The sequence below is a fragment of the Microbacterium sp. Ld4 genome (genome assembly GCF_045066555.1).
In the GTDB taxonomy this organism is placed as follows: domain Bacteria; phylum Actinomycetota; class Actinomycetes; order Actinomycetales; family Microbacteriaceae; genus Microbacterium.
Genome location: NZ_JBISHE010000011.1, coordinates 203723 through 223430, shown reverse-complemented (window position 1 = coordinate 223430; position 19708 = coordinate 203723). Strand labels below are relative to the sequence as shown.

Here is a 19708-nt window from a genome sequence, read left to right as displayed (position 1 = left end):
GATGAGCAAACACGTGCTGAGCCTCCTGGTGGAGGACAAACCCGGTCTGCTGACCCGGGTGGCGGGGCTCTTCGCCCGCCGTGGCTTCAACATCGACTCGCTCGCCGTGGGCGTCACCGAGGTGCCGGGTCTGTCCCGCATCACGGTGGTCGTCGACGTCGAGGAACTGCCGCTCGAGCAGGTGACCAAGCAGCTGAACAAGCTGGTCAACGTCATCAAGATCGTCGAGCTCGACTACGCGGCCTCCGTCCAGCGCGAGCACATGCTCGTCAAGGTGCGCGCCGACAACCAGTCGCGCTCGAACGTCATCGAGGTCGTGAACCTGTTCCGCGCCTCCGTGGTGGACTACGCCACCGACGCCCTGGTGATCGAGGTCACCGGCGACCGCGGCAAGGTGGACGCGTTCCTGCGCGCCGTCGAGCCGTTCGGCGTCAAGGAGCTCGCCCAGTCCGGCATGGTCGCCATCGGACGCGGCGGCAAGAGCATCACCGAACGCGTGCTCCGCGGCTGACGCCGCGAGCCTTTCTACCGATATCTACAAGGAGATACACACGAACATGGCTGAGATCCTCTACGACGCCGACGCCGACCTCTCGCTCATCCAGGGTAAGAAGGTCGCCATCGTCGGTTACGGCTCGCAGGGCCACGCCCACGCTCAGAACCTGCGCGATTCGGGTGTCGAGGTCGTCATCGCCCTCAAGGAGGGCTCGAAGTCGGCTCCTAAGGCAAGTGACGACGGTTTCGACGTGAAGAGCGTCGCCGAGGCCGCGCAGTGGGCCGACCTGATCATGATCCTGGCGCCCGACCAGCACCAGCGCGGCATCTTCAACGACGAGATCAAGCCGCACCTGACGGCGGGCAAGACCCTCGCCTTCGCCCACGGCTTCAACGTGCGCTTCGGTTACATCGAGGTCCCCGACGACATCGACGTGATCCTCGTCGCACCGAAGGCACCGGGTCACACGGTGCGCCGTGAGTTCGTCGCCGGGCGCGGCATCCCCGACATCATCGCGGTCGAGAAGGACGCGTCGGGTCAGGCCTGGGACGTCGCCCTCGCGTACGCGAAGGCCATCGGCGGCACGCGCGCCGGCGTCATCAAGACCACCTTCACCGAAGAGACCGAGACCGACCTCTTCGGCGAGCAGGCTGTGCTCTGCGGCGGTGTGTCGCAGCTCGTCCAGTACGGCTTCGAGACGCTGTCCGAGGCCGGCTACCAGCCCGAGATCGCCTACTTCGAGGTGCTGCACGAGCTGAAGCTCATCGTCGACCTCATGTGGGAGGGCGGCATCGCCAAGCAGCGCTGGAGCGTGTCGGACACGGCTGAGTACGGTGACTACGTCTCCGGCCCCCGCGTCATCGACGAGCGCGTCAAGGAGAACATGAAGGACGTTCTCGGCGACATCCAGTCGGGTGCCTTCGCGAAGCGCTTCATCGACGACCAGGACGGCGGCGCTGAGGAGTTCACCGCCCTCCGCGAGAAGGCCGCTCAGCACCCGATCGAGGCCGTCGGCCGCGACCTGCGTGCTCTGTTCGCCTGGAAGCAGCAGGACAACGATTACACAGAGGGAAGCGCCGCGCGCTGACCGACCGCGCATCAGCGCGACAGAGTCAGAGGGAAGCGCCGCGCGCTGACCGACCGCGCATCAGCGCGCCAGGCTCTCGGCTCACCGGCCGAGTCCGGCTCTTCGAGCCGTGGAGGCCCGATCCCCACCGGGGTCGGGCCTTCGCCGTCGCTAGACTCGGACAATGGCCTCCCGCGCAGACGATGACGACGACGCCCTCCGCTGGGAGGGCGATGATGCGTCGACTCCGGCCGCCCCCGGCGCCCGTGCCGGCGAGCCTCTTCCCTCGGGATGGCACGCGGTGGGGCGGGGGAGCGACCGCGTCGACGAGGCGGATGCGCCCCCGACGCGGCGTCCTGAGGCCGCTGCACCCGCGGCATCCGGGGTCTCTGCTGATCGCAGGGAGTCCGTGACCGACGCGGGCACGGCCGCCGAGGCTCCGACGATGGGCAACGCCGCGCTCGTCACGCTGGGACTTCTCGGCGGCATCTATCTGCTGTACACCGTCGGCTGGGTCATCGGGGGTCTCCGACTTCTCGACGCGGCGGCCTTCCTCGTCGCCGCTCCCGCCGTCGTGCCCGCGGTGTGGCTCGGAGTCCTCGCACCCGGTCTCTGGTTCGGATCCACCCTCCTCCTCACCCGGCACAGCGCGCCGTGGAAGCGGCTCGTGGCGCTGGTCGCCGGGGCGCTTCTGCTGGTCCCGTGGCCGTTCATCATGATCGGAGCCGTGAGCTGATGACCGCTGAAACGATGCCTTCTCCGCGACGCTCGCCGTCGTGGGTCATACCCGCCGTTGCCGGGGTGTTCGGCTTCTTCTACGCGTACGCGGCGTGGAACGCGATCGGGTTCCTGATCTCCCAGGCATCGGGCACCGCGGGGCTCAATGGCGCGGGCTGGGCACTGCTGCTGTTCGCCGTCGTCTTCCCGATCGTCGTGTTCGTCGCGGGCGTCGTGGCGGCGCGCCGACGTCCGGTGTGGAAGCTGGCTCTGGTCCTCCTGACCGGGCTCGGGCTGGTGGCGGTGTTCTGGTTGAACGTCCTCGCCTACGCGTTCTCGAACGGCGACACGCTGCTCGGCAGCTGAGCGTCACACGGTCGTCGACGCCGCATGCCTCCCGGTAGGCTGGGCGGGTCGCGAGCCCCGGCCCGATGGGCCCGTCTCTGCGGCATGCCCCTCTCCGCGCACCCGAAGGTCAGCCGTGTCTCAGCCTGTCGTCCTCATCGCCGAAGAACTCTCTCCCGCCACGATCGACGCGCTCGGTCCTGACGTCGAGGTTCGCACCGTCGACGGCGCAGACCGCGCCGCTCTGCTTCCTGCTCTCGCGGATGCGCACGCCGTGCTCATCCGTTCGGCGACCAAGATGGATGCCGAGGCGATCGCCGCTGCTCCGTCGCTGAAGGTCATCGCGCGCGCGGGCGTCGGACTCGACAACGTCGACATCAAGGCGGCGACAGCCGCGGGTGTCATGGTCGTCAACGCACCGACGTCGAACATCATCTCGGCAGCCGAGCTCACGGTCGGCCACATCCTCAGCCTCGCGCGCCACATCCCGGCCGCCCATGCCTCCCTCTCCGAGGGTGCCTGGAAGCGTTCCTCCTTCACCGGCACCGAGCTGTTCGAGAAGACGGTGGGCATCATCGGCCTCGGCCGTATCGGTGCGCTCATCGCCGCGCGCCTGCAGGCGTTCGGCGTCTCCGTCGTCGCGCACGACCCCTACGTCACGCCCACCCGCGCCCAGCAGCTCGGTGTGCAGCTGCTCGCCCTGGACGACCTGCTCGCGCAGAGCGACTTCGTCACGATCCACATGCCGAAGACGCCCGAGACGACGGGGATGATCGGCACGGCGCAGTTCGCGCTCATGAAGCCGACGGCCTTCGTCATCAACGTGGCGCGCGGCGGGCTCATCGACGAGGAGGCGCTCTACACGGCGCTCACCACCGGCGAGATCGCCGGCGCCGGCCTCGACGTGTTCACGAGCGAGCCGCCCAAGGCCGACGGCACCGCGTTCCCGCTGCTGTCGCTGCCGAACGTCGTCGTGACGCCGCACTTGGGAGCCTCGACCGACGAGGCTCAGGAGAAGGCCGGCGTCTCGGTCGCGAAGTCGGTCAAGCTCGCCCTTGAGGGAGACCTCGTGCCCGATGCCGTCAACGTGGCAGGTGGCGTGATCGACCCGTTCGTCCGCCCCGGTATCGCCCTCGTCGAGCAGCTCGGGCAGATCTTCACCGGACTCGCGCCGAGCGCGCTCACGAGCCTCGACATCGAGGTGCGCGGTGAGCTGGCCGACTACGACGTGAGCGTCTATCGCCTCGCCGCGCTCAAGGGCATCTTCACGAACATCGTCAGCGAGAACGTCTCCTACGTGAACGCGCCCCTGTTCGCGGAGCAGCGCGGCATCGAGGCTCGCCTGATCGTCGAGTCCGAGAGCCCCCTGTACCGCAACATCACGGTCCTCCGCGGCACTCTCGCGGACGGCTCGGTGCTCACGGTCGAGGGCACCCTCGCCGGTACCCGCATGGTGCCCAAGGTCGTCGGGATCAACGGCTACGAGGTCGAGGTGCCGATCGAGCGCTACCACGTCGTCATGCGCTACGCCGATCGTCCGGGCATCGTTGCGATCTACGGCCAGAAGCTCGGCGCGGCCGGCATCAACATCGCCGGGCTCCAGGTCGCCCGTCCCGACGCGAGCGGTCGCGCGCTGTCGGTCCTGACGGTCGACTCGCCGATTCCCGACGCGATGCTCGACGAGCTCCGCGAGGCCGTGGCAGCCGATCTGTTCCGGCAGATCGAACTGACCGAGGCCTGAACCGGCCTCAGCGCACGGAGCGCTCCACCAGGGCGACCAGGGCATCGAGCTCGTCGCCCTGGGGGAGCGGACCCGGCACAGCGCCCGTCGCGAGAGCGTTGTTGAAGTAGAGGCCGTCGCTGACCAGCAGAACGAGCTGAAGCGCCGTCTCGTCGCGCGTGTGCGGGCGGAGCACGTCTTCCCACCGCTCGCGGACGAGGCGGAGGGCCGCCGACGCGGACGTGTGACCGCCCTGTGCGAGGCGCGAGGTCGCCACGATCGCCCGGTCGAGCGGGGTGTCCGTCATCTGCGACGAGCGCACGAAGGCGGCGATGATCCCGTCGGGGTCGGCGAGCATCTCTTCGATGTCGAGCTCCACGAGGTGATGCAGGCGGTCGAGCAGCGCACCCTCGAGCGCATCCTTCGACGCGTAGTGGTAGAGCAGCCCGCCCTTGGAGACCCCGGCTTCGGCGGCGACGGCCTCCATCGTCGCGCCGCGTCCACCTTCGGCGACGAGCAACGACTCGTAAGCGTCGAGGACGCTTTCTTTGGCGCGTGGCGGTCGGCTCATGTCTCGATCCTCTCGCGATCTCCGGTCGACACCTGATACTATACCGGCTGGACGGTGTATAAATGATGACTTTGACAGAAGAGATCCGCCTGGCCGACGCGTCGGGCACGCGCCAGGGATGGCGCGGCTGGGCCGCGCTCACGGTGCTGATGCTGCCGGTGCTCCTGGTGTCCGTGGACAACACGGTGCTGAGCTTCGCGCTGCCGGAGATCGCGCGCGATCTCGCGCCCACCAGTGCGCAGCAGCTGTGGATCATCGACGCGTACCCCCTGGTGCTCGCGGGGCTGCTCGTGACGATGGGCTCGCTCGGCGACCGCTTCGGTCGTCGGCGTCTGCTCCTCATCGGCGCGACCGGCTTCGCCGCCGTGTCGGCGCTCGCGGCGTTCGCGCCGAGCGCCGCGCTCCTGATCGTGGCCCGGGCGGCGATGGGCGTGTTCGGTGCAATGCTCATGCCCTCGACGCTGTCGCTGCTGCGGAGCATCTTCACCGATCGCGATCAGCGCCGCCTCGCGATCGCGGTCTGGGCCTCGATGTTCTCGGCGGGCTCCGCGCTCGGCCCGATCGTCGGCGGCATCCTCCTCGAGCATTTCTCGTGGGGTTCCGTCTTCCTGATGGCGGTCCCCGTGCTCGTCCCGCTGCTGGTGCTCGCGCCGATCCTCGTCCCCGAAAGCCGCGATCCGAAGCCCGGCCGCATCGATCCGGTGAGCATCGCCCTGTCGATGGCGACGCTCGTGCCGATCGTCTACGCGATCAAGGAGCTCGCCGTCCACGGCGTCGGAGTGCTGCCGGTCGTCCTGGTGGTCGCCGGCGTCGGCTTCGGTTGGCTGTTCGCACGACGCCAGCTGCGCTCGGAATCGCCCATGCTCGACATGCGTCTGTTCGCCCGCGGTACCTTCACCGGCGCGCTGCTGGTGAACCTCTTCAGCGTCGTCGCCCTCGTCGGATTCCTCTACTTCGTGACCCAGCACCTTCAGCTCATCATCGGCATGTCGCCGCTGCAGGCCGGCCTCGCGCTCGTGCCGGGACTCGTCCTGATGATCATCGCGGGCCTCGGCGTGGTGCCGATCTCCCGGAGGGTGTCGCCTCGGATCGTCATTCCGGCGGCGCTGACCCTCTCGGCGGCCGGCTACCTCATGATCTCGCTTTCGACGGATGCCGCGGCGGTCGGCACCCTCATCGCGGCGTTCGGGCTCCTGGGCATGGGAATCGGGGCGGCCGAGACCGTGTCGAACGAGTTGATCCTCGCCAGCGCGCCCCCGGCAAAGGCCGGCGCAGCGAGTGCGGTCTCCGAGACGGCGTACGAGCTCGGCGCCGTCCTCGGCACGGCGGTGCTCGGCGGCATCCTCACCGCGCTGTACCGATCGGGGTTCATCGTGCCGGACGGCGTTCCGGCTCCGGCAGCGGACGCCGCGAGGGAGACGCTCGCCGGCGCGGTCAACGTGGCGGAGACGCTTCCGGCGGGCGTGGGCGACGACCTCCTGCAGGCAGCCGCGCGCGCATTCGATGCGGGCGTGGGGGTCACGTCGCTCATCGGCGCCGCGCTCGTGATCTGCGCCGGCATCGTTGCGGCCACTACGCTGAAGGGATCCCGCGCGCAGCAGGTCGAGCACTGACGTCGCTGCGCCCCCCGAGCACGAGGAGAGCGATGTCGCGTGTCGTGAAGCTGGCCGTCATTCCCGGAGACGGGATCGGACCGGAGGTCGTGGCCGAGGCCGAGAAGGTGCTGGCCGCCGTCACGAAGACAGCGGACGTCACCTTCGACACGACCCGATTCTCGCTGGGTGCGGCCCGGTACCTCGAGACCGGCGACACCCTCACCGATGACGACCTCGCTGCGATCGCCGCGCACGACGCGATCCTGCTGGGCGCTGTCGGGGGAGTGCCCGGCGATCCCCGGCTGGCGAACGCGAACATCGAGCGCGGCCTGCTGCTGAAGCTGCGGTTCGCTCTCGACCACTACGTGAACCTCCGGCCGTCGGTGCTGTACCCCGGCGCGCCCGGCCCGCTCGCCGATCCGGGCGAGATCGACTTCGTCGTCGTCCGAGAGGGCACGGAGGGCCCCTACGTCGGCAACGGCGGCTCGATCCGCACTGGAACACCCCACGAGATCGCGAACGAGACCTCGGTCAACACCGCCTTCGGCGTCGAGCGCGTCGTGCGGTTCGCCTTCGCCGCGGCGCAGAAGCGACGCGGCATCCTGACCCTCGTCCACAAGACGAACGTCCTCGTCCACGCCGGCGGGATATGGAAGCGCATCGTCGACGAGGTCGCCGGCGAGTTCCCCGACGTCACCGTCGACTACCTGCACGTCGATGCGGCGACCATCTTCCTGGTCACGAACCCGAGCCGCTTCGACGTCATCGTCACCGACAACCTCTTCGGCGACATCCTGACCGACCTGGCCGGTGCCGTCACCGGCGGCATCGGGCTCGCCGCCTCGGCGAACATCAACCCCGACGGCGCCTTCCCGTCGATGTTCGAGCCGGTCCACGGGTCGGCCCCCGACATCGCGGGCGCGCAGATCGCCGACCCGACGGCGGCCATCCTCTCCGTCGCCCTGCTGCTCGAGCACCTCGGGATGGACGACGAAGCCGCGCGCGTGACCCGCGCCGCCCGAGAAGACATCGCCGCGCGAGACGGCTCCGCACGTTCGACCGCCGCGGTGGGCGACGCCATCACCGCTCGTCTCCAGGCGTAGCCTGGACCGATCCGCGGCGCGTCGACACCCCGCACGAAACAAGGACACGACATGACGACTTCCCCCACCACCACCGAACCCCTCGCGTTCACCGTCACGAAGAACCTGGCGGCCGCCACGCCTGCGGCTCGCGACGAGATCCTCGCGAGCCCGGGCTTCGGCGTGCACTTCACCGACCACATGGTCGACATCTGCTGGTCGGCCAAGGGCGGGTGGCACCGCCCGCGGGTTCAGCCCCACGGTCCCATCTCACTGTCTCCGGCGGCCGCGGTGCTCCACTACGGCCAGGAGATCTTCGAGGGGATCAAGGCCTACCGCCACGCGGACGGCTCGATCCACACGTTCCGCCCGGAAGAGAACGCGCGCCGTCTTCAGCGCTCCGCTCGGCGGATGGCGCTGCCCGAGCTGCCGACCGAGTACTTCCTTCAGTCGCTCCGCGAGCTCATCGCCGTCGACGGCGCCTGGGTGCCGTCGGGCGACGACCAGAGCCTGTACCTCCGCCCCTTCATGTTCGCGAAGGAGGCGTTCCTCGGAGTGCGCCCGGCGCAGAAGGTCGCCTACTACGTGATCGCCAGCCCCGCCGGCGCCTACTTCACCGGCGGCGTCACGCCCGTGAAGATCTGGCTCAGCGAGGACTACGCCCGTGCGGGCAGGGGCGGCACCGGCGCTGCGAAGACGGGCGGCAACTACGCGGCATCCCTCCTTCCCCAGGCCGAGGCGTATCAGAAGGGCTGCGACCAGGTCGTCTTCCTCGACCAGGACGGCAACGTCGAAGAGCTCGGCGGCATGAACGTCGTGTTCGTGCGCAAGGACGGCACCATCGTCTCGCCCGCGTCGGAGTCGATCCTCGCAGGCATCACGCGCGACTCGATCCTGCAGCTCGCCGAGGACCGCGGGCACCGGGTCGAACGACGCGCGGTCCCCCTCCAGGAGTGGCGCGACGGGGTCGCGTCGGGCGACATCGTCGAGGTGTTCGCGTGCGGCACCGCCGCCGTGGTCACACCCATCGGCGTTCTGAAGGCCGACGGGTTCGAAGACGTGCAGCCGACGGGGACGCTCGCCCTCGAACTCCGCCAGCACCTCACCGACATCCAGTACGGCCGCGCCGAAGACGTGCACGGCTGGCTGACGCGACTGGACGGCTGAGCCGTGCGCATCGTCCGCTACAGCCGCAACGACGTCATCCGCTACGGCATCATCGACGAGAAGGAGATCGTCGAGCTCGCCGGCGATCCGATCTTCGCGGGGTTCGAGACCACGGGGGAGCGCATCCCCGTCGGTGAGATCACCCTCCTCGCGCCGTCGATCCCGCGATCGAAGATCGTCTGCGTCGGCAAGAACTACCGCGACCACGCCGCCGAGATGGGCGGAGAGGCTCCCTCCGAGCCGATGCTGTTCTTCAAGCCCAACACATCGGTGATCGGCCCCAACGATGCGATCGTCCGGCCGACCCAGTCCACACGCACCGACTACGAGGGTGAGCTGGCGGTCGTGATCGGTCGCATCGCCAAGAACGTGCCCGCAGAGCGCGCGCTCGACTACGTCTTCGGCTACACGATCGCCAACGACGTCACGGCGCGCGATCTGCAGGCCTCCGACGGCCAGTGGGCGCGGGCCAAGGGCTTCGACACGTTCTGCCCTCTCGGCCCCGCGATCGAGACCGAGTTCGACCTCGACGGCGGCGCCCGCGTCGTCACGCGGGTCAACGGCGAGGTCAAGCAAGACGGTCCGATCTCGGACATGGTCCACTCCGTCCCCGACATCATCGCCTACGCCTCCGCCGCGTTCACCCTGCTGCCCGGCGACGTGATCCTCACCGGCACCCCGGGGGGGATCGGCTCCTTCACGGAGGGCGATGTCATCGAGGTCGAGATCTCCGGGTTGGGGATCCTCCGCAACACGGCCCGGAATGCCTGACGGCGAAGATCCCACCCTCCTTCCGTCCGATATCGGGCGGCTGCAGCGCCGCACGGTCGGCGTCCTCGCGGCCGGCCAGGTGCTCGGCGGCGTCGCCTTCGGAGCGACCGTGTCGCTCGGCGCCCTCCTGGCCGCCGACATCTCCGGCTCCGAATCGCTCTCGGGCTTCGCGACGGCGTCGGTGACGCTCGGCGCCGCCCTCTGTGCGATCCCACTCGCGCGGCTCGCCGCGGCCCGCGGGCGCAGACGCGCGCTCACCACGGGCAACGCGCTCGCGCTCGTGGGCATCGCGGTCGTGATCGCGGCGGCGTCGGTGCGCTCGTTTCCCCTTCTGCTCCTGGGCGTCATCCTCATCGGCGCCGGCAACGCCGGCAATCTGCAGTCGAGGTTCGCGGCGACCGACCTCGCCACGTCGACGCGCCGAGGCCGCGATCTCGGCACCGTGGTCTGGGCGACGACGGTCGGCGGCGTGGTCGGTCCGCTCATGCTCACCCCCGGCGAAGCCGTCGGCGCCTGGCTCGGGATGCCGCCGCTGACCGGTGCCTATGCGTTCTCGGTCGTCGCGCAGATCCTCGCGCTCATCCTCTACCTCGTGGCGCTGCGACCCGATCCGCTCGTCATCGCGCAGCGGCTCGCCCGATCGGCATCCGCACATGCGACGCCCGTCGTCGAGACCGACCGGCCCGAGATCGCGCGGTACGCGGTGTTCGCCGTGGCCGGATCGCACGTCGTCATGGCATCGGTCATGGCGATGACCCCCGTTCACCTGTCGCATCTCGATCCCGCGAACGTCACCACGATCGTGGGGGTGACGATCGCCGTGCACGTGTTCGGCATGTACGGCCTGTCACCGGTCTTCGGCATCCTCGCCGACCGCTGGGGGCGCGTGGCGACGATCCTCCTGGGGCAGGCGATCCTCGTGGCATCGCTGGTCACCGCCGCTGTCGCCCCCGACTCTCCCGGCGCCGTGCTCGTCGCGCTGCTCCTGCTCGGCCTCGGCTGGAGCGCAGCGACGGTCGGCGGCGCCGCTCTGCTGACCGAAGTGTCGCCCACCGCGATCCGCCCCAAGCGGCAGGGCCGGAGCGATACGGTGATGACTCTGTCGGCGGCCGTCGGCTCCGTCGCCGCCGGCGGCATCCTCGCCCTCATCGGCTACGGCGGTCTGGCCCTGGTGGCCCTCGTGATCGTGATCGCCATCGGCGCCCTCTCGGTGACGGCGCGGCGCTGAGCGCGCCAGGCGCGGCAGCTGCGGCATCCGTGGCCCGACCCGCGCCGAACTAGACTGGGGTCGATGTCTGCCGCACCGCACCCCCGCACCACGACCGCCTCCGGAACCGACGTTCGCGTCCGGTTCTGCCCCTCGCCGACGGGCCTGCCGCACGTCGGCATGGTGCGGACGGCCCTGTTCAACTGGGCCTACGCGCGCCACACGGGCGGAAAGCTGATCTTCCGCGTCGAGGACACCGACGCCGCACGCGACAGCGAGGAGAGCTACCGCCAGCTCGTCGACGCGCTCACCTGGCTCGAGATCGACTGGGACGAGGGCGTGGAGAAGGGCGGGCCGCACGAGCCCTACCGGCAGTCGCAGCGGCACGATCTCTACCGCGGTGTGCTGGGCACCCTCATCGCCTCCGGCGCCGTGTACGAGTCGTACTCGACCGCCGAAGAGATCGACGCGCGCAACGCCGCAGCCGGCAGGGCGAAGCAGCTCGGTTACGACAACTACGACCGGACGCTCACCGACGAGCAGAAGGAGGCCTTCCGCGCCGAGGGCCGGGAGCCCGCGTGGCGCCTGCGTGTGCCGGCCGAGGACCTGACCTACGTGGACCTCGTCCGCGGCGAGGTGACCTTTCCCGCCGGCTCCTTCCCGGACTTCGTGGTCGTCCGCGCCGGGGGAGTGCCGCTGTACACCTTCACCAACCCGGTCGACGACGCCCTCATGGGGATCACGCACGTCCTCCGCGGTGAGGACCTCATGCCGTCGACGGCCCGTCAGCTGGCTCTCTACGCCGCCCTCATCGACGCCGGTGTGACCGACTTCGTGCCGCGGTTCGCGCACATGCCCCTCGTCCTCGGCGAGGAGGGCACCAAGAAGCTCTCGAAGCGCGATCCGAAGGCCGACCTCTTCCTCCAGCGTGAGAAGGGGTTCATCCACGAGGGTCTGCTGAACTACCTCTCGCTGCTCGGCTGGTCGATCGCGGCGGACCGCGACGTCTTCACCCGGCAGGAGCTCATCGAGGCGTTCGACATCGTCGACGTGAACCCGAACCCGGCTCGGTTCGACCAGAAGAAGGCCGAATCGATCAACGGCGACCACATCCGGATGCTGGAGCCCGCCGACTTCGCCTCGCGGCTGGTCCCGTATCTCGTCGGCGCGGGCGTCATCAGCACGCCGCCGACCGACGCTCAGCGCGAGATGCTGCAGAAGGCAGCGCCTCTCGTCCAGGAGCGGATGCAGATGCTCGGCGAGGCTCCTGGCCTCCTCGGCTTCTTGTTCCGCGACGTCGACGGTTACGACGAAGACGCTCTGAAGGGTCTGCCCGCCACGGCCGGCGACGTCCTCGCCGCGTCGATCGCTGCGCTCGAGGACGTTCCTGCGGACGAGTTCCGCGCCGACCCGATTCAGGCGGCCCTCGCGGCCGCGCTGATCGACGGTCTCGGGCTGAAGCCCCGCGTCGCCTACGGGCCGGCTCGTGTGGCCCTCAGCGGACGTCGCATCTCGCCGCCCTTGTTCGAGTCGATGGAGCTGCTGGGCAAAGACGTGACGCTCGCGCGACTCGAGCGGCTGCGGGCGACACGCGGCTGATCGCCCCGGTTTGGCCGCGACCGCGCCGTGGGCTAAGCTTGACCCTCGGAACGGTTTCGGCCGGATCCATTGGGGTATGGTGTAATTGGCAACACGGCGGTTTCTGGTTCCGTTGTTCTTGGTTCGAGTCCAGGTACCCCAGCAAGAAGAAAACCCCCGCTCCGGCGGGGGTTTTGCTTTTCCCCAGAACCTGTCGCTGGCGTTCCGCGCAGAGGGGGGAGGCGCGATGATGGGGGAATGGGACTCTTCTCCGAACTGCCCGAAGATCCGACCGACTGGGCGGGCCTGCCTTCTGAGCCGCTCCCGCCGCGCACGGAGGCGGAGCTGCTGGCCGGCGCCGACCTCGGCGAGTGGAAGCCCGACCTCGTCAGCGCCGAGCCGGGCCTGCTGACCTCGATCGAGATTTCCGTGCCGGCGCCCGCGCCCGAGGGCGCTGCCGGGGGAGCGGACGCGGTGGACGGGGACGGCGACTGACCGTCAGCGCATCGCGTCGCCGATGTAGGAGTACTTGACGAACACCTCCGAGGCCCAGCCGGCCTCGTCGAGCACTCCCTGCACCGCGCTCAGCATGTACTTCGAATCCCAGCCCATGTAGAGGTACTGGCCTTCGCCGAGCTCGTCCCACTGGCCGTTCCACGCCATCGCGGGGTAGATCGGGCCGCCGCGCTCGGCGCTGAAGCGCACCACGCTCTCGCGGGAATCCGCCCACAGCCGCGTGAACACCCGGTTGAAGAGGTAGCGGACGTCTTTGACCTCCCAGTGCTCGCCGCGGAACTCGACGTAGTCGAACTCCCGCTGCCAGCCCCTCGGCCACCCGCGTCGCTTCTTGGCGTCGAGGACGGGAGTCAGGTTGTCGTCGTCGATGCCGACCACCGCCGGCCGCCGCCACGTCTGCATGAACTGCGCCGTGAGCGACTCGGTGCGCGCGGCGATCTGTGCGGTGCCCCAGGTGCTCGTCTCGGCGATCGTCCGGGTGAAGGCGAGGTCGGTGCGGTCGTACGCCTCGCGCTTCAGGGGGAAGGAGGCATCGAAGACGCGCTCGGCGAGATCGGGCTCGAGGAGCGTCAGATTTCCGAGTGTCTGGCTCAGCGCGCGATGCGCGTTCTGCTCGTCCTCGGTCAGCTCGCGCCAGCGCCTGACCCCGTCGCCGGTCCAGTCATCGGACGGGGCGGCCGGCAGGACGTGATCCAGATCGAGGTCGACGTCCACAGAGACGCCTGCGAGGCGCGCCAGCACGTAGGCGGCGTGCGGCAGCTCGCCGTAGCGGAGTCCCACACGGGTGCGCTCGTCGGAGGGCGCTATGCGCGCGATCGCGTGCCGGAGCGCCTCACGGCCGTTGTCGGCCGCGCGGCAGAAGCGGGCGACGAGCCGGTCGTTCGACAGCCCGACGACGGTGCGCCGGAGCAGCAGAGATGCGACGTCCTCGAGTGACGCGGTGAGATCGGATGCCGACAGCTCGCCGTGGCGGTGGTCGCGGTAGAGCCTCATCGCGAGCGGGTACATGCCGCGGCCGAGAATGTTGAGCGCGGCGAAGTGCTCGCCGATCGCGGCATCCGGCGTGTCGGCAGGCGATAGGAGGAGCCGGTAGATCTCGGACAGCTCACGCCACTGCCCCGCGCGTGCGCGGAGGGTCGCCACGTCGAGCCGGGGGAACTCGTGCCGGAACGCGTCGTACACCCCGCGCTCGCCCTCGACGAGCACCTCGCGCCCCGTGAGCATGACGAGGTAGTGGCGCCAGAAGGCCCCGATCTGCTCGCCGGTGTTCTGCTCGATCGGAAGCCAGTACTCGTTCTCGATCTCGCTCTGCTCCGCATGGGACAGACCCATGAGGACGTAATTGTGGATCAGCTCGTGGTCGCGGAGCGGCTCGCCGGTGGAGTTGAGGCTCTCGAAGATCTGCTGCGCATTGGCGTCGGGTCCGAGGGTGATGGAGACGTGCTCGAGCTTCTGCAGCCCTCGCCAGATGTCGGCAGCCTCGTCCGGGCGGATCTGGCTCCGGAAGAAGGCGTAGTTGTCGTCGAACCGCGATTCGCGCTGTGCATCCTGCGGCGCGCGCTGATCGAGCACAACGCTCTCGAAGACGTCGGCCCACGCGCGGTGGGGACGGAGCTTCGTGCGACCCGGAGCGTCTGCGCGGACGAGCACGCGCTCGAGCTCGGCGGCGAGCTTCGGGTCGTCTGAGCGAAGGGTGTGGTGGAGCGCGGCGATCAGGAGCATGAGCGTCGTGATGCGCTGCTGCCCGTCGATGAGGACGAGGTGGGAGTCCTCGTCCCGGGACGTGCTCGCGGTGGAGAGGATCGAGCCGATGAAGTGGCGGTGCCCGGCATCCGTGTCCGCGACGGCGCGGATGTCGCCGAGGAGCTGCTCGCACCCGCCGATGTCCCAGCGGTACTGGCGCTGATAGACCGGGACGACGATCGTGGTGTCCCGGGCGGACAGCCACTCGATGGTGTTGACGGCGGTGGCGTCGACGTTCGTCGCAGTGCTCATGATCTCCGAATCGCTCCTCGAAACCCCGGTCGAGTCTACTGGCGAGCCGGAATCGGCTAGGTAGGCTTGCCTAAGTCGGGCCTGTAAAAACTTCGCTCGCCCGACAGAAAGGTTGATCCGCATGGGCTACATCAAGAGCGCTGCGCTCGAGGAGACCGGCTACGTCGTCCTCGACAGCTACGGCAAGGAAATCGATCCGAAGGAATGGCTGGACATCGAGTACGTCGACTGGAAGTCCTCCGGCGACACGCGATTCGCTCCGCTCGCCTCGGCGAAGGGTGAGATCGAGTGCAACGGCTTCTGGAATCACCAGCCGCCGCGCACCGACAAGGACGGCGTCTGGATTCCGTCTCAGACGGAGAAGGCGCCGACTCTGACCGAGCGTGCGTTGGAGCCCGGCTCCAACGTGGGTCGCTGCCGCATCATCGAGCTGCAGCCGAACACCTACGCGGACGCCCTCTACAACCTGCACCAGGACGACAACAACCGTCTGAACCCGGACGGCACCGGCTGGGTCGTGCGCAGCTTCTTCAACCTCACCGATGACAAGGACAGCTTCTTCGTCCTGCGCGAGAACCGCACCGACCCCAGCGAGGAGACCCGCATCGCGCTCCCCGCCGGTGCGCAGTTGGTCATCGACACGCAGCGCCTCTGGCACGCCGCCGCCCACTTCGGCGACGAGCCCCGCTACTGCCTGATCACGTCGTGGGAGTCGGGCCCCGAGCTCGACGCCTACCTCGCCAAGTACAACGCCGTGAACAAGGTCGAGAGCGTTCCGCTCGACCAGGACACCATCGACGCGGCCCAGGCCGAGCAGGCCCGGCGCATCGCGGCGCGCGCGGCCGCCCTGGCTGCCCGCGGGCAGAAGGAAGTCATCGCGATGAGCGAGGCCTGAGCCTCCGCCTCGATCGCTCGCCGCGCCCCCGGTCTTCGGACCGGGGGCGCGGTCGCGTTTCGCGCACCGATTCCGTTGTGTTTGTGTGGATATGTGTTGTATTGTGTGTGCAGTTCAGGGAAGGACCACATGTACGCAACGGAGCGGCACCAACTCATCGAGCGCCTGGTGGCGACCGATGGACGCGTCGCGGTCATCGATCTCGCCGAGCGTTTCGGCGTGACGACGGAGACCGTCCGACGGGATCTCGCCGCCCTGGAAGCCGCCGGTCTCGTCCGCCGCGTGCATGGGGGAGCGGTGACCCGCTCCCGCCTCAGCACCGTCGAACCGTCCCTGGCGGAGCGCACGTCTCAGCGGAGCGCCTCGAAAGAGGCCATCGCCGCGGCGGCCGTCGAGCTCCTCGGCGCTGAACTCGACGGCGCGGTGTACCTCGACGCCGGAACGACGACGGCGGCGATGGCGCGACTCCTCGCCGGCAGCGCTCGGCCGCACGTCGGGCTCGAGGTCGTCACCCACTCGATGACGGTCGCTCAGCTTCTCGCCGGAGTGCCCGATCTCGGCCTCACGGCGATCGGCGGCCGGGTGCGCGGGTTGACGGCGGCCGCCGTCGGGGCGCAGACCGTCGAGGCGATCGGCCGCCTGCGCCCCGACATCGCCTTCATCGGCGCGAACGGCATCTCCGCCGCGTTCGGCCTCAGTACGCCCGATCCTGACGAAGCGGCAGTCAAGCGCGCGATCGTCGCTTCGGCCCGGCGCGTGGTCGTGGTCGCGGACGCGGAGAAGTTCGATGCCGAACTCCTCGTCTCCTTCGCCCCTTTGGCCGAGGTGGACGTGCTCATCACCGATGCCGCCCCCACGGGCGCCCTCGCTGCCGGGCTGGCAGACGCCGACGCGGAGGTCCAGGTCGCATGATCGTCACCGTCACCACGAACCCCTCGCTCGACCGCACCGTATCGCTCGCCGCCGCGCTGCGGGTGGGCGAAGTGCAGGCGGCGGAGTCCGCTCGCGAAGACGCGGGGGGCAAGGGCATCAATGTGGCCCGCGTGATCTCGGCGGCGTCGCAGCGCACCCTCGCCGTCGTGCCACTGTTCCCCGGCGATCCGTTCGCCGCCGCCCTCCGTCACGCCGCCGTGCCGGTGCGCTCGGTGCCCGCCGCGGGTCCGGCGCGTGCCAACATCACGATCGCGGATGCCGACGGCGTCACCACCAAGCTCAACCTTCCCGGCGTGCCGATGTCGGGCGAGGACGCGGCGCGCCTCGTCGAGGCGATCGTGGTGGCGGCAGAAGGCGCGGATTGGCTCGTCCTCGCCGGGTCGCTCGCTCCCGGCCTCGCAGACGACTTCTACGTCACCGTGATCAGGGCAGTGCGCGGCCGATGGGCCGACGGCGCACCCCTGATCGCGGTCGACACCTCGGGCCCGGCGCTCTCGGCGGTCGTCGCCGCGGGCCGGCCCGATCTCATCAAGCCGAACGACGAGGAACTGGCCGACCTGGCCGGGGTCGCGATCGGCACGGACCGCGACCTTCCGGATGCCGTCCACGCGATCGCCCGGTCTCTGGTGCCCGATCGCGTCGGCGCCGCGCTGGTCACCCTCGGGGCCGATGGCGCCGTGCTGGTGACGAGCGAGGGTGCCTGGCACGGAACCCCGCCGCCCACGCGCGTGCGCAGCACCGTGGGCGCCGGCGACAGTTCGCTCGCCGGCTATCTGCTCGCGGCGACCGCGGGAGCCACCCCCGAAGAGAGGATCCGCAGCGGCATCCGCTATGGCTCCGCAGCCGCGGCGCTCCCGGGCACGCAGCCCCCGACTCCTTCTGATCTGCCGAGCGGCGACGTGCCCGTCCGGCTTCTCCCGCAGTGAACAACCCGACCACTGGAGGTCACCGTGACTGACATCATCACCGCGGCACTCGTCAGCATCGACGAGCCGCTCGGCAGCGACAAACGCGCTGTCATCGAGGCGCTCGCGCAGCGTGTCGCCGACCAGGGCAGGGCCACCGACGGCGCCCGCCTGGCCGCCGACGCCTGGGCGCGCGAGGAGAAAGACGAGACCGGCCTGCCCGGCGGCATCGCGATCCCGCACGCGAAGAGCGCCGCGGTGACGCAGGCGTCTCTCGCGTTCGCGCGCCTGAGCCCGGGGATCGATTTCGGCGCGGACGACGGCGGCGCAGATCTCGTCTTCCTCATCGCGGCACCCGACACCGCCGCCGAGGAGCACCTCGCCGTGCTCTCGAAGCTCGCGCGGAGCCTCATGCGCGATGACTTCACCGCGGGGCTGCGCGCCGCGACGACGGCCGACGAGGTCCTCGCGATCGTCCGTGACGCGATCTCGGACGAGCCGCGGCCCGCAGAGGCGCCGAGCACGCGCCGCGAAGCCGCCGCTGCCGGGTCGAGCGCGGCGCCCGCGTCAGACGTCGATTCGGCGCTCATGATCGACGGTCGACCGGCTCGCATCGTCGCCGTCACCGCCTGCGCGACCGGTATCGCACACACCTTCATGGCCGCTGACGCGCTCACCGCGACCGGACAGAAGGACGGCGTCGAACTCGTCGTCGAGCCCCAGGGGTCGAGCGGCTACAAGGCGATCGACCAGAAGATCATCGACGAGGCCGACGCCGTCATCTTCGCCGTCGACGTCGATGTGCGCGAGCAGCAGCGGTTCGCCGGCAAGCCCGTGGTCCGCTCGGGTGTGAAGCGCGGAATCGAGCAGCCGGCTCAGATGATCCGTGAGGCCGTGGCCGCCGCGAAGAACCCGAATGCGATGCGTGTCGGCGGTGCCGGCGCGACAGCATCCGATGCAGACTCCGGACAGGCGACAGCCAACCTGTCCTGGGGCGCACGCATCCAGCGCATCCTCCTCACCGGCGTGAGCTACATGATCCCGTTCGTGGCGGGTGGTGGCCTTCTCATCGCGATCGGGTTCGCCCTCGGCGGGTACCGGGTCACCGAGCGAGCGGCGGAGGTGATCATCGACAACTCGCTGTGGAACCTTCCGACGTCGGGCATCACGTCGCCGCTCGGCCCGCTCGGCCAGTATCTCGGGTCGGTGTCGTTCATGATCGGGTCCACGTCGATGGGCTTCCTGGTCGCTGCGCTGGCCGGCTACATCGCCTTCGCCATCGCCGATCGACCGGGTATCGCACCGGGCTTCGTGGCCGGCGCGATCGCCGTGACCATGAACGCCGGCTTCATCGGCGGCATCGTCGGCGGACTCCTCGCCGGCTACATCGCCTGGTGGCTGGGCCGCCTGCCCGCCCCGCGCTGGCTCCGCGGCCTGATGCCGGTCGTGATCATCCCGCTCGTCGGCTCGATCGTCGCGTCGGGCCTGATGGTCCTCTTCCTCGGTCGACCCATCGCCGCCCTCATGGCCATGCTCACGGACGGCCTCACGGGCCTCACCGAGAGCGGCGCGGGACTCATCGGCGTGGGCGTCCTCCTGGGGCTCATGATGTGCTTCGACCTCGGGGGCCCGATCAACAAGGTCGCCTATGTGTTCGCCACGACGGGCCTCGCGGCGGCGTCCAGCGACAACCCGGCACCGTACCTGATCATGGCGGCCGTGATGTGCGCCGGCATGGTCCCGCCGCTCGCTCTCGCGCTGGCCTCGACGGTGCTCGCCCGGCCGCTGTTCACCCCGGTCGAGCGAGAGAACGGCAAAGCGGCCTGGCTGCTGGGCGCGGCCTTCATCAGCGAGGGCGCCATCCCGTTCGCCGCGGCAGACCCCCTGCGAGTGATCCCGGCCTCGATGGCCGGTGGCGCAGTGACCGGCGCGCTCAGCATGTGGTTCGGCGTCACCAGCTTCGCCCCGCACGGCGGGATCTTCGTCCTCTTCGCCATCGCCCCGGTCTGGGGTTTCGTGGTCGCGCTCGTGGCGGGTACCGTCGTTTCTGCGCTTCTCCTCGTCGTGCTCAAGAGGTACACGAGGCGTCAGAAGCTCGATCAGGCCGAGTCAGCTCCTGCTGTCGCGGTCGCAGCGTAACTCGGAGGAG

Annotated in this window: 18 protein-coding genes and 1 tRNA gene; 17 read left to right on the top strand and 2 right to left on the bottom strand. The window is 69.6% G+C overall.

Annotation, left to right across the window (positions count from 1 at the left end):
• The first annotated feature begins 1 nt into the window (after position 1).
• The 5 genes from ilvN (at position 2) to serA (ending at position 4365) form a co-directional block, all read left to right on the top strand.
• Positions 2-511 (top strand): acetolactate synthase small subunit, encoded by a 510-nt coding sequence (gene ilvN / locus ACJJV7_RS08435; protein ID WP_405375716.1) that lies wholly within the window; start codon positions 2-4, stop codon positions 509-511.
• Positions 512-557: 46 nt separating this feature from the next.
• Complete coding sequence (gene ilvC / locus ACJJV7_RS08430; RefSeq protein WP_405375718.1) at positions 558-1583, top strand: ketol-acid reductoisomerase; 1026 nt, start codon at positions 558-560, stop codon at positions 1581-1583.
• Between the two features lie 163 nt (positions 1584-1746).
• Complete coding sequence (locus ACJJV7_RS08425) at positions 1747-2298, top strand: DNA polymerase III subunit gamma/tau (protein ID WP_405375720.1); 552 nt, start codon at positions 1747-1749, stop codon at positions 2296-2298.
• A complete protein-coding gene (locus ACJJV7_RS08420; RefSeq protein WP_405375722.1) occupies positions 2298-2645 on the top strand; it encodes a hypothetical protein in 348 nt (115 codons plus the stop codon). Before ACJJV7_RS08425 ends, ACJJV7_RS08420 begins: the two co-directional genes overlap by 1 nt.
• A 115-nt stretch (positions 2646-2760) precedes the next feature.
• A complete protein-coding gene (serA, locus tag ACJJV7_RS08415; RefSeq protein WP_405375724.1) occupies positions 2761-4365 on the top strand; it encodes a phosphoglycerate dehydrogenase in 1605 nt (534 codons plus the stop codon).
• Between the two features lie 7 nt (positions 4366-4372).
• Here the strand turns inward: serA and ACJJV7_RS08410 are convergent, their stop codons facing one another.
• On the bottom strand, positions 4373-4915 hold the full coding sequence (locus ACJJV7_RS08410) for a TetR/AcrR family transcriptional regulator (protein WP_405375726.1): 543 nt from the start codon (positions 4913-4915) through the stop codon (positions 4373-4375).
• Positions 4916-4980: 65 nt separating this feature from the next.
• Between ACJJV7_RS08410 and ACJJV7_RS08405 the strand changes: the two genes are divergently transcribed.
• The 8 genes from ACJJV7_RS08405 to ACJJV7_RS08370 all read left to right on the top strand — a co-directional run bounded on the left by ACJJV7_RS08405 (position 4981) and on the right by ACJJV7_RS08370 (position 12810).
• Positions 4981-6528 carry an MFS transporter gene (locus ACJJV7_RS08405; RefSeq protein WP_405376200.1) on the top strand — a complete coding sequence of 516 codons (1548 nt, stop codon included), beginning with the start codon at positions 4981-4983 and terminating at the stop codon, positions 6526-6528.
• 32 nt (positions 6529-6560) lie between these two features.
• Positions 6561-7613, top strand: coding sequence for a 3-isopropylmalate dehydrogenase (locus ACJJV7_RS08400; protein WP_405375728.1), 1053 nt, complete (start codon positions 6561-6563; stop codon positions 7611-7613).
• Between the two features lie 51 nt (positions 7614-7664).
• Positions 7665-8759: a branched-chain amino acid aminotransferase gene (locus ACJJV7_RS08395; protein WP_405375730.1), complete on the top strand. Its 1095-nt coding sequence runs from the start codon at positions 7665-7667 to the stop codon at positions 8757-8759.
• Positions 8760-8762: 3 nt separating this feature from the next.
• Complete coding sequence (locus tag ACJJV7_RS08390; protein WP_405375732.1) at positions 8763-9530, top strand: fumarylacetoacetate hydrolase family protein; 768 nt, start codon at positions 8763-8765, stop codon at positions 9528-9530.
• Positions 9523-10758, top strand: coding sequence for an MFS transporter (locus ACJJV7_RS08385; protein ID WP_405375734.1), 1236 nt, complete (start codon positions 9523-9525; stop codon positions 10756-10758). The genes ACJJV7_RS08390 and ACJJV7_RS08385 overlap by 8 nt, the downstream gene beginning before the upstream one ends.
• A gap of 63 nt (positions 10759-10821) precedes the next feature.
• Positions 10822-12336: a glutamate--tRNA ligase gene (gene gltX, locus ACJJV7_RS08380; RefSeq protein WP_405375736.1), complete on the top strand. Its 1515-nt coding sequence runs from the start codon at positions 10822-10824 to the stop codon at positions 12334-12336.
• 70 nt (positions 12337-12406) lie between these two features.
• A tRNA-Gln gene (locus tag ACJJV7_RS08375) sits at positions 12407-12478 on the top strand.
• Between the two features lie 95 nt (positions 12479-12573).
• Positions 12574-12810 (top strand): hypothetical protein, encoded by a 237-nt coding sequence (locus tag ACJJV7_RS08370; protein ID WP_405375738.1) that lies wholly within the window; start codon positions 12574-12576, stop codon positions 12808-12810.
• Positions 12811-12813: 3 nt separating this feature from the next.
• On the opposite strand, the gene ACJJV7_RS08365 is transcribed toward ACJJV7_RS08370, so the two are convergent.
• Positions 12814-14826: a DUF262 domain-containing protein gene (locus ACJJV7_RS08365; RefSeq protein WP_405375740.1), complete on the bottom strand. Its 2013-nt coding sequence runs from the start codon at positions 14824-14826 to the stop codon at positions 12814-12816.
• A gap of 121 nt (positions 14827-14947) precedes the next feature.
• On the opposite strand from ACJJV7_RS08365, the gene ACJJV7_RS08360 reads away from it, so the two are divergent.
• The 4 genes from ACJJV7_RS08360 (at position 14948) to ACJJV7_RS08345 (ending at position 19698) form a co-directional block, all read left to right on the top strand.
• Complete coding sequence (locus ACJJV7_RS08360) at positions 14948-15721, top strand: hypothetical protein (protein ID WP_405375742.1); 774 nt, start codon at positions 14948-14950, stop codon at positions 15719-15721.
• A gap of 129 nt (positions 15722-15850) precedes the next feature.
• Positions 15851-16633 carry a DeoR/GlpR family DNA-binding transcription regulator gene (locus tag ACJJV7_RS08355; RefSeq protein WP_405375744.1) on the top strand — a complete coding sequence of 261 codons (783 nt, stop codon included), beginning with the start codon at positions 15851-15853 and terminating at the stop codon, positions 16631-16633.
• Positions 16630-17580: a 1-phosphofructokinase family hexose kinase gene (locus ACJJV7_RS08350; protein ID WP_405375746.1), complete on the top strand. Its 951-nt coding sequence runs from the start codon at positions 16630-16632 to the stop codon at positions 17578-17580. Before ACJJV7_RS08355 ends, ACJJV7_RS08350 begins: the two co-directional genes overlap by 4 nt.
• Before the next feature lie 24 nt (positions 17581-17604).
• Complete coding sequence (locus ACJJV7_RS08345) at positions 17605-19698, top strand: fructose-specific PTS transporter subunit EIIC (protein WP_405375748.1); 2094 nt, start codon at positions 17605-17607, stop codon at positions 19696-19698.
• The last annotated feature ends 10 nt before the right edge of the window (positions 19699-19708 follow it).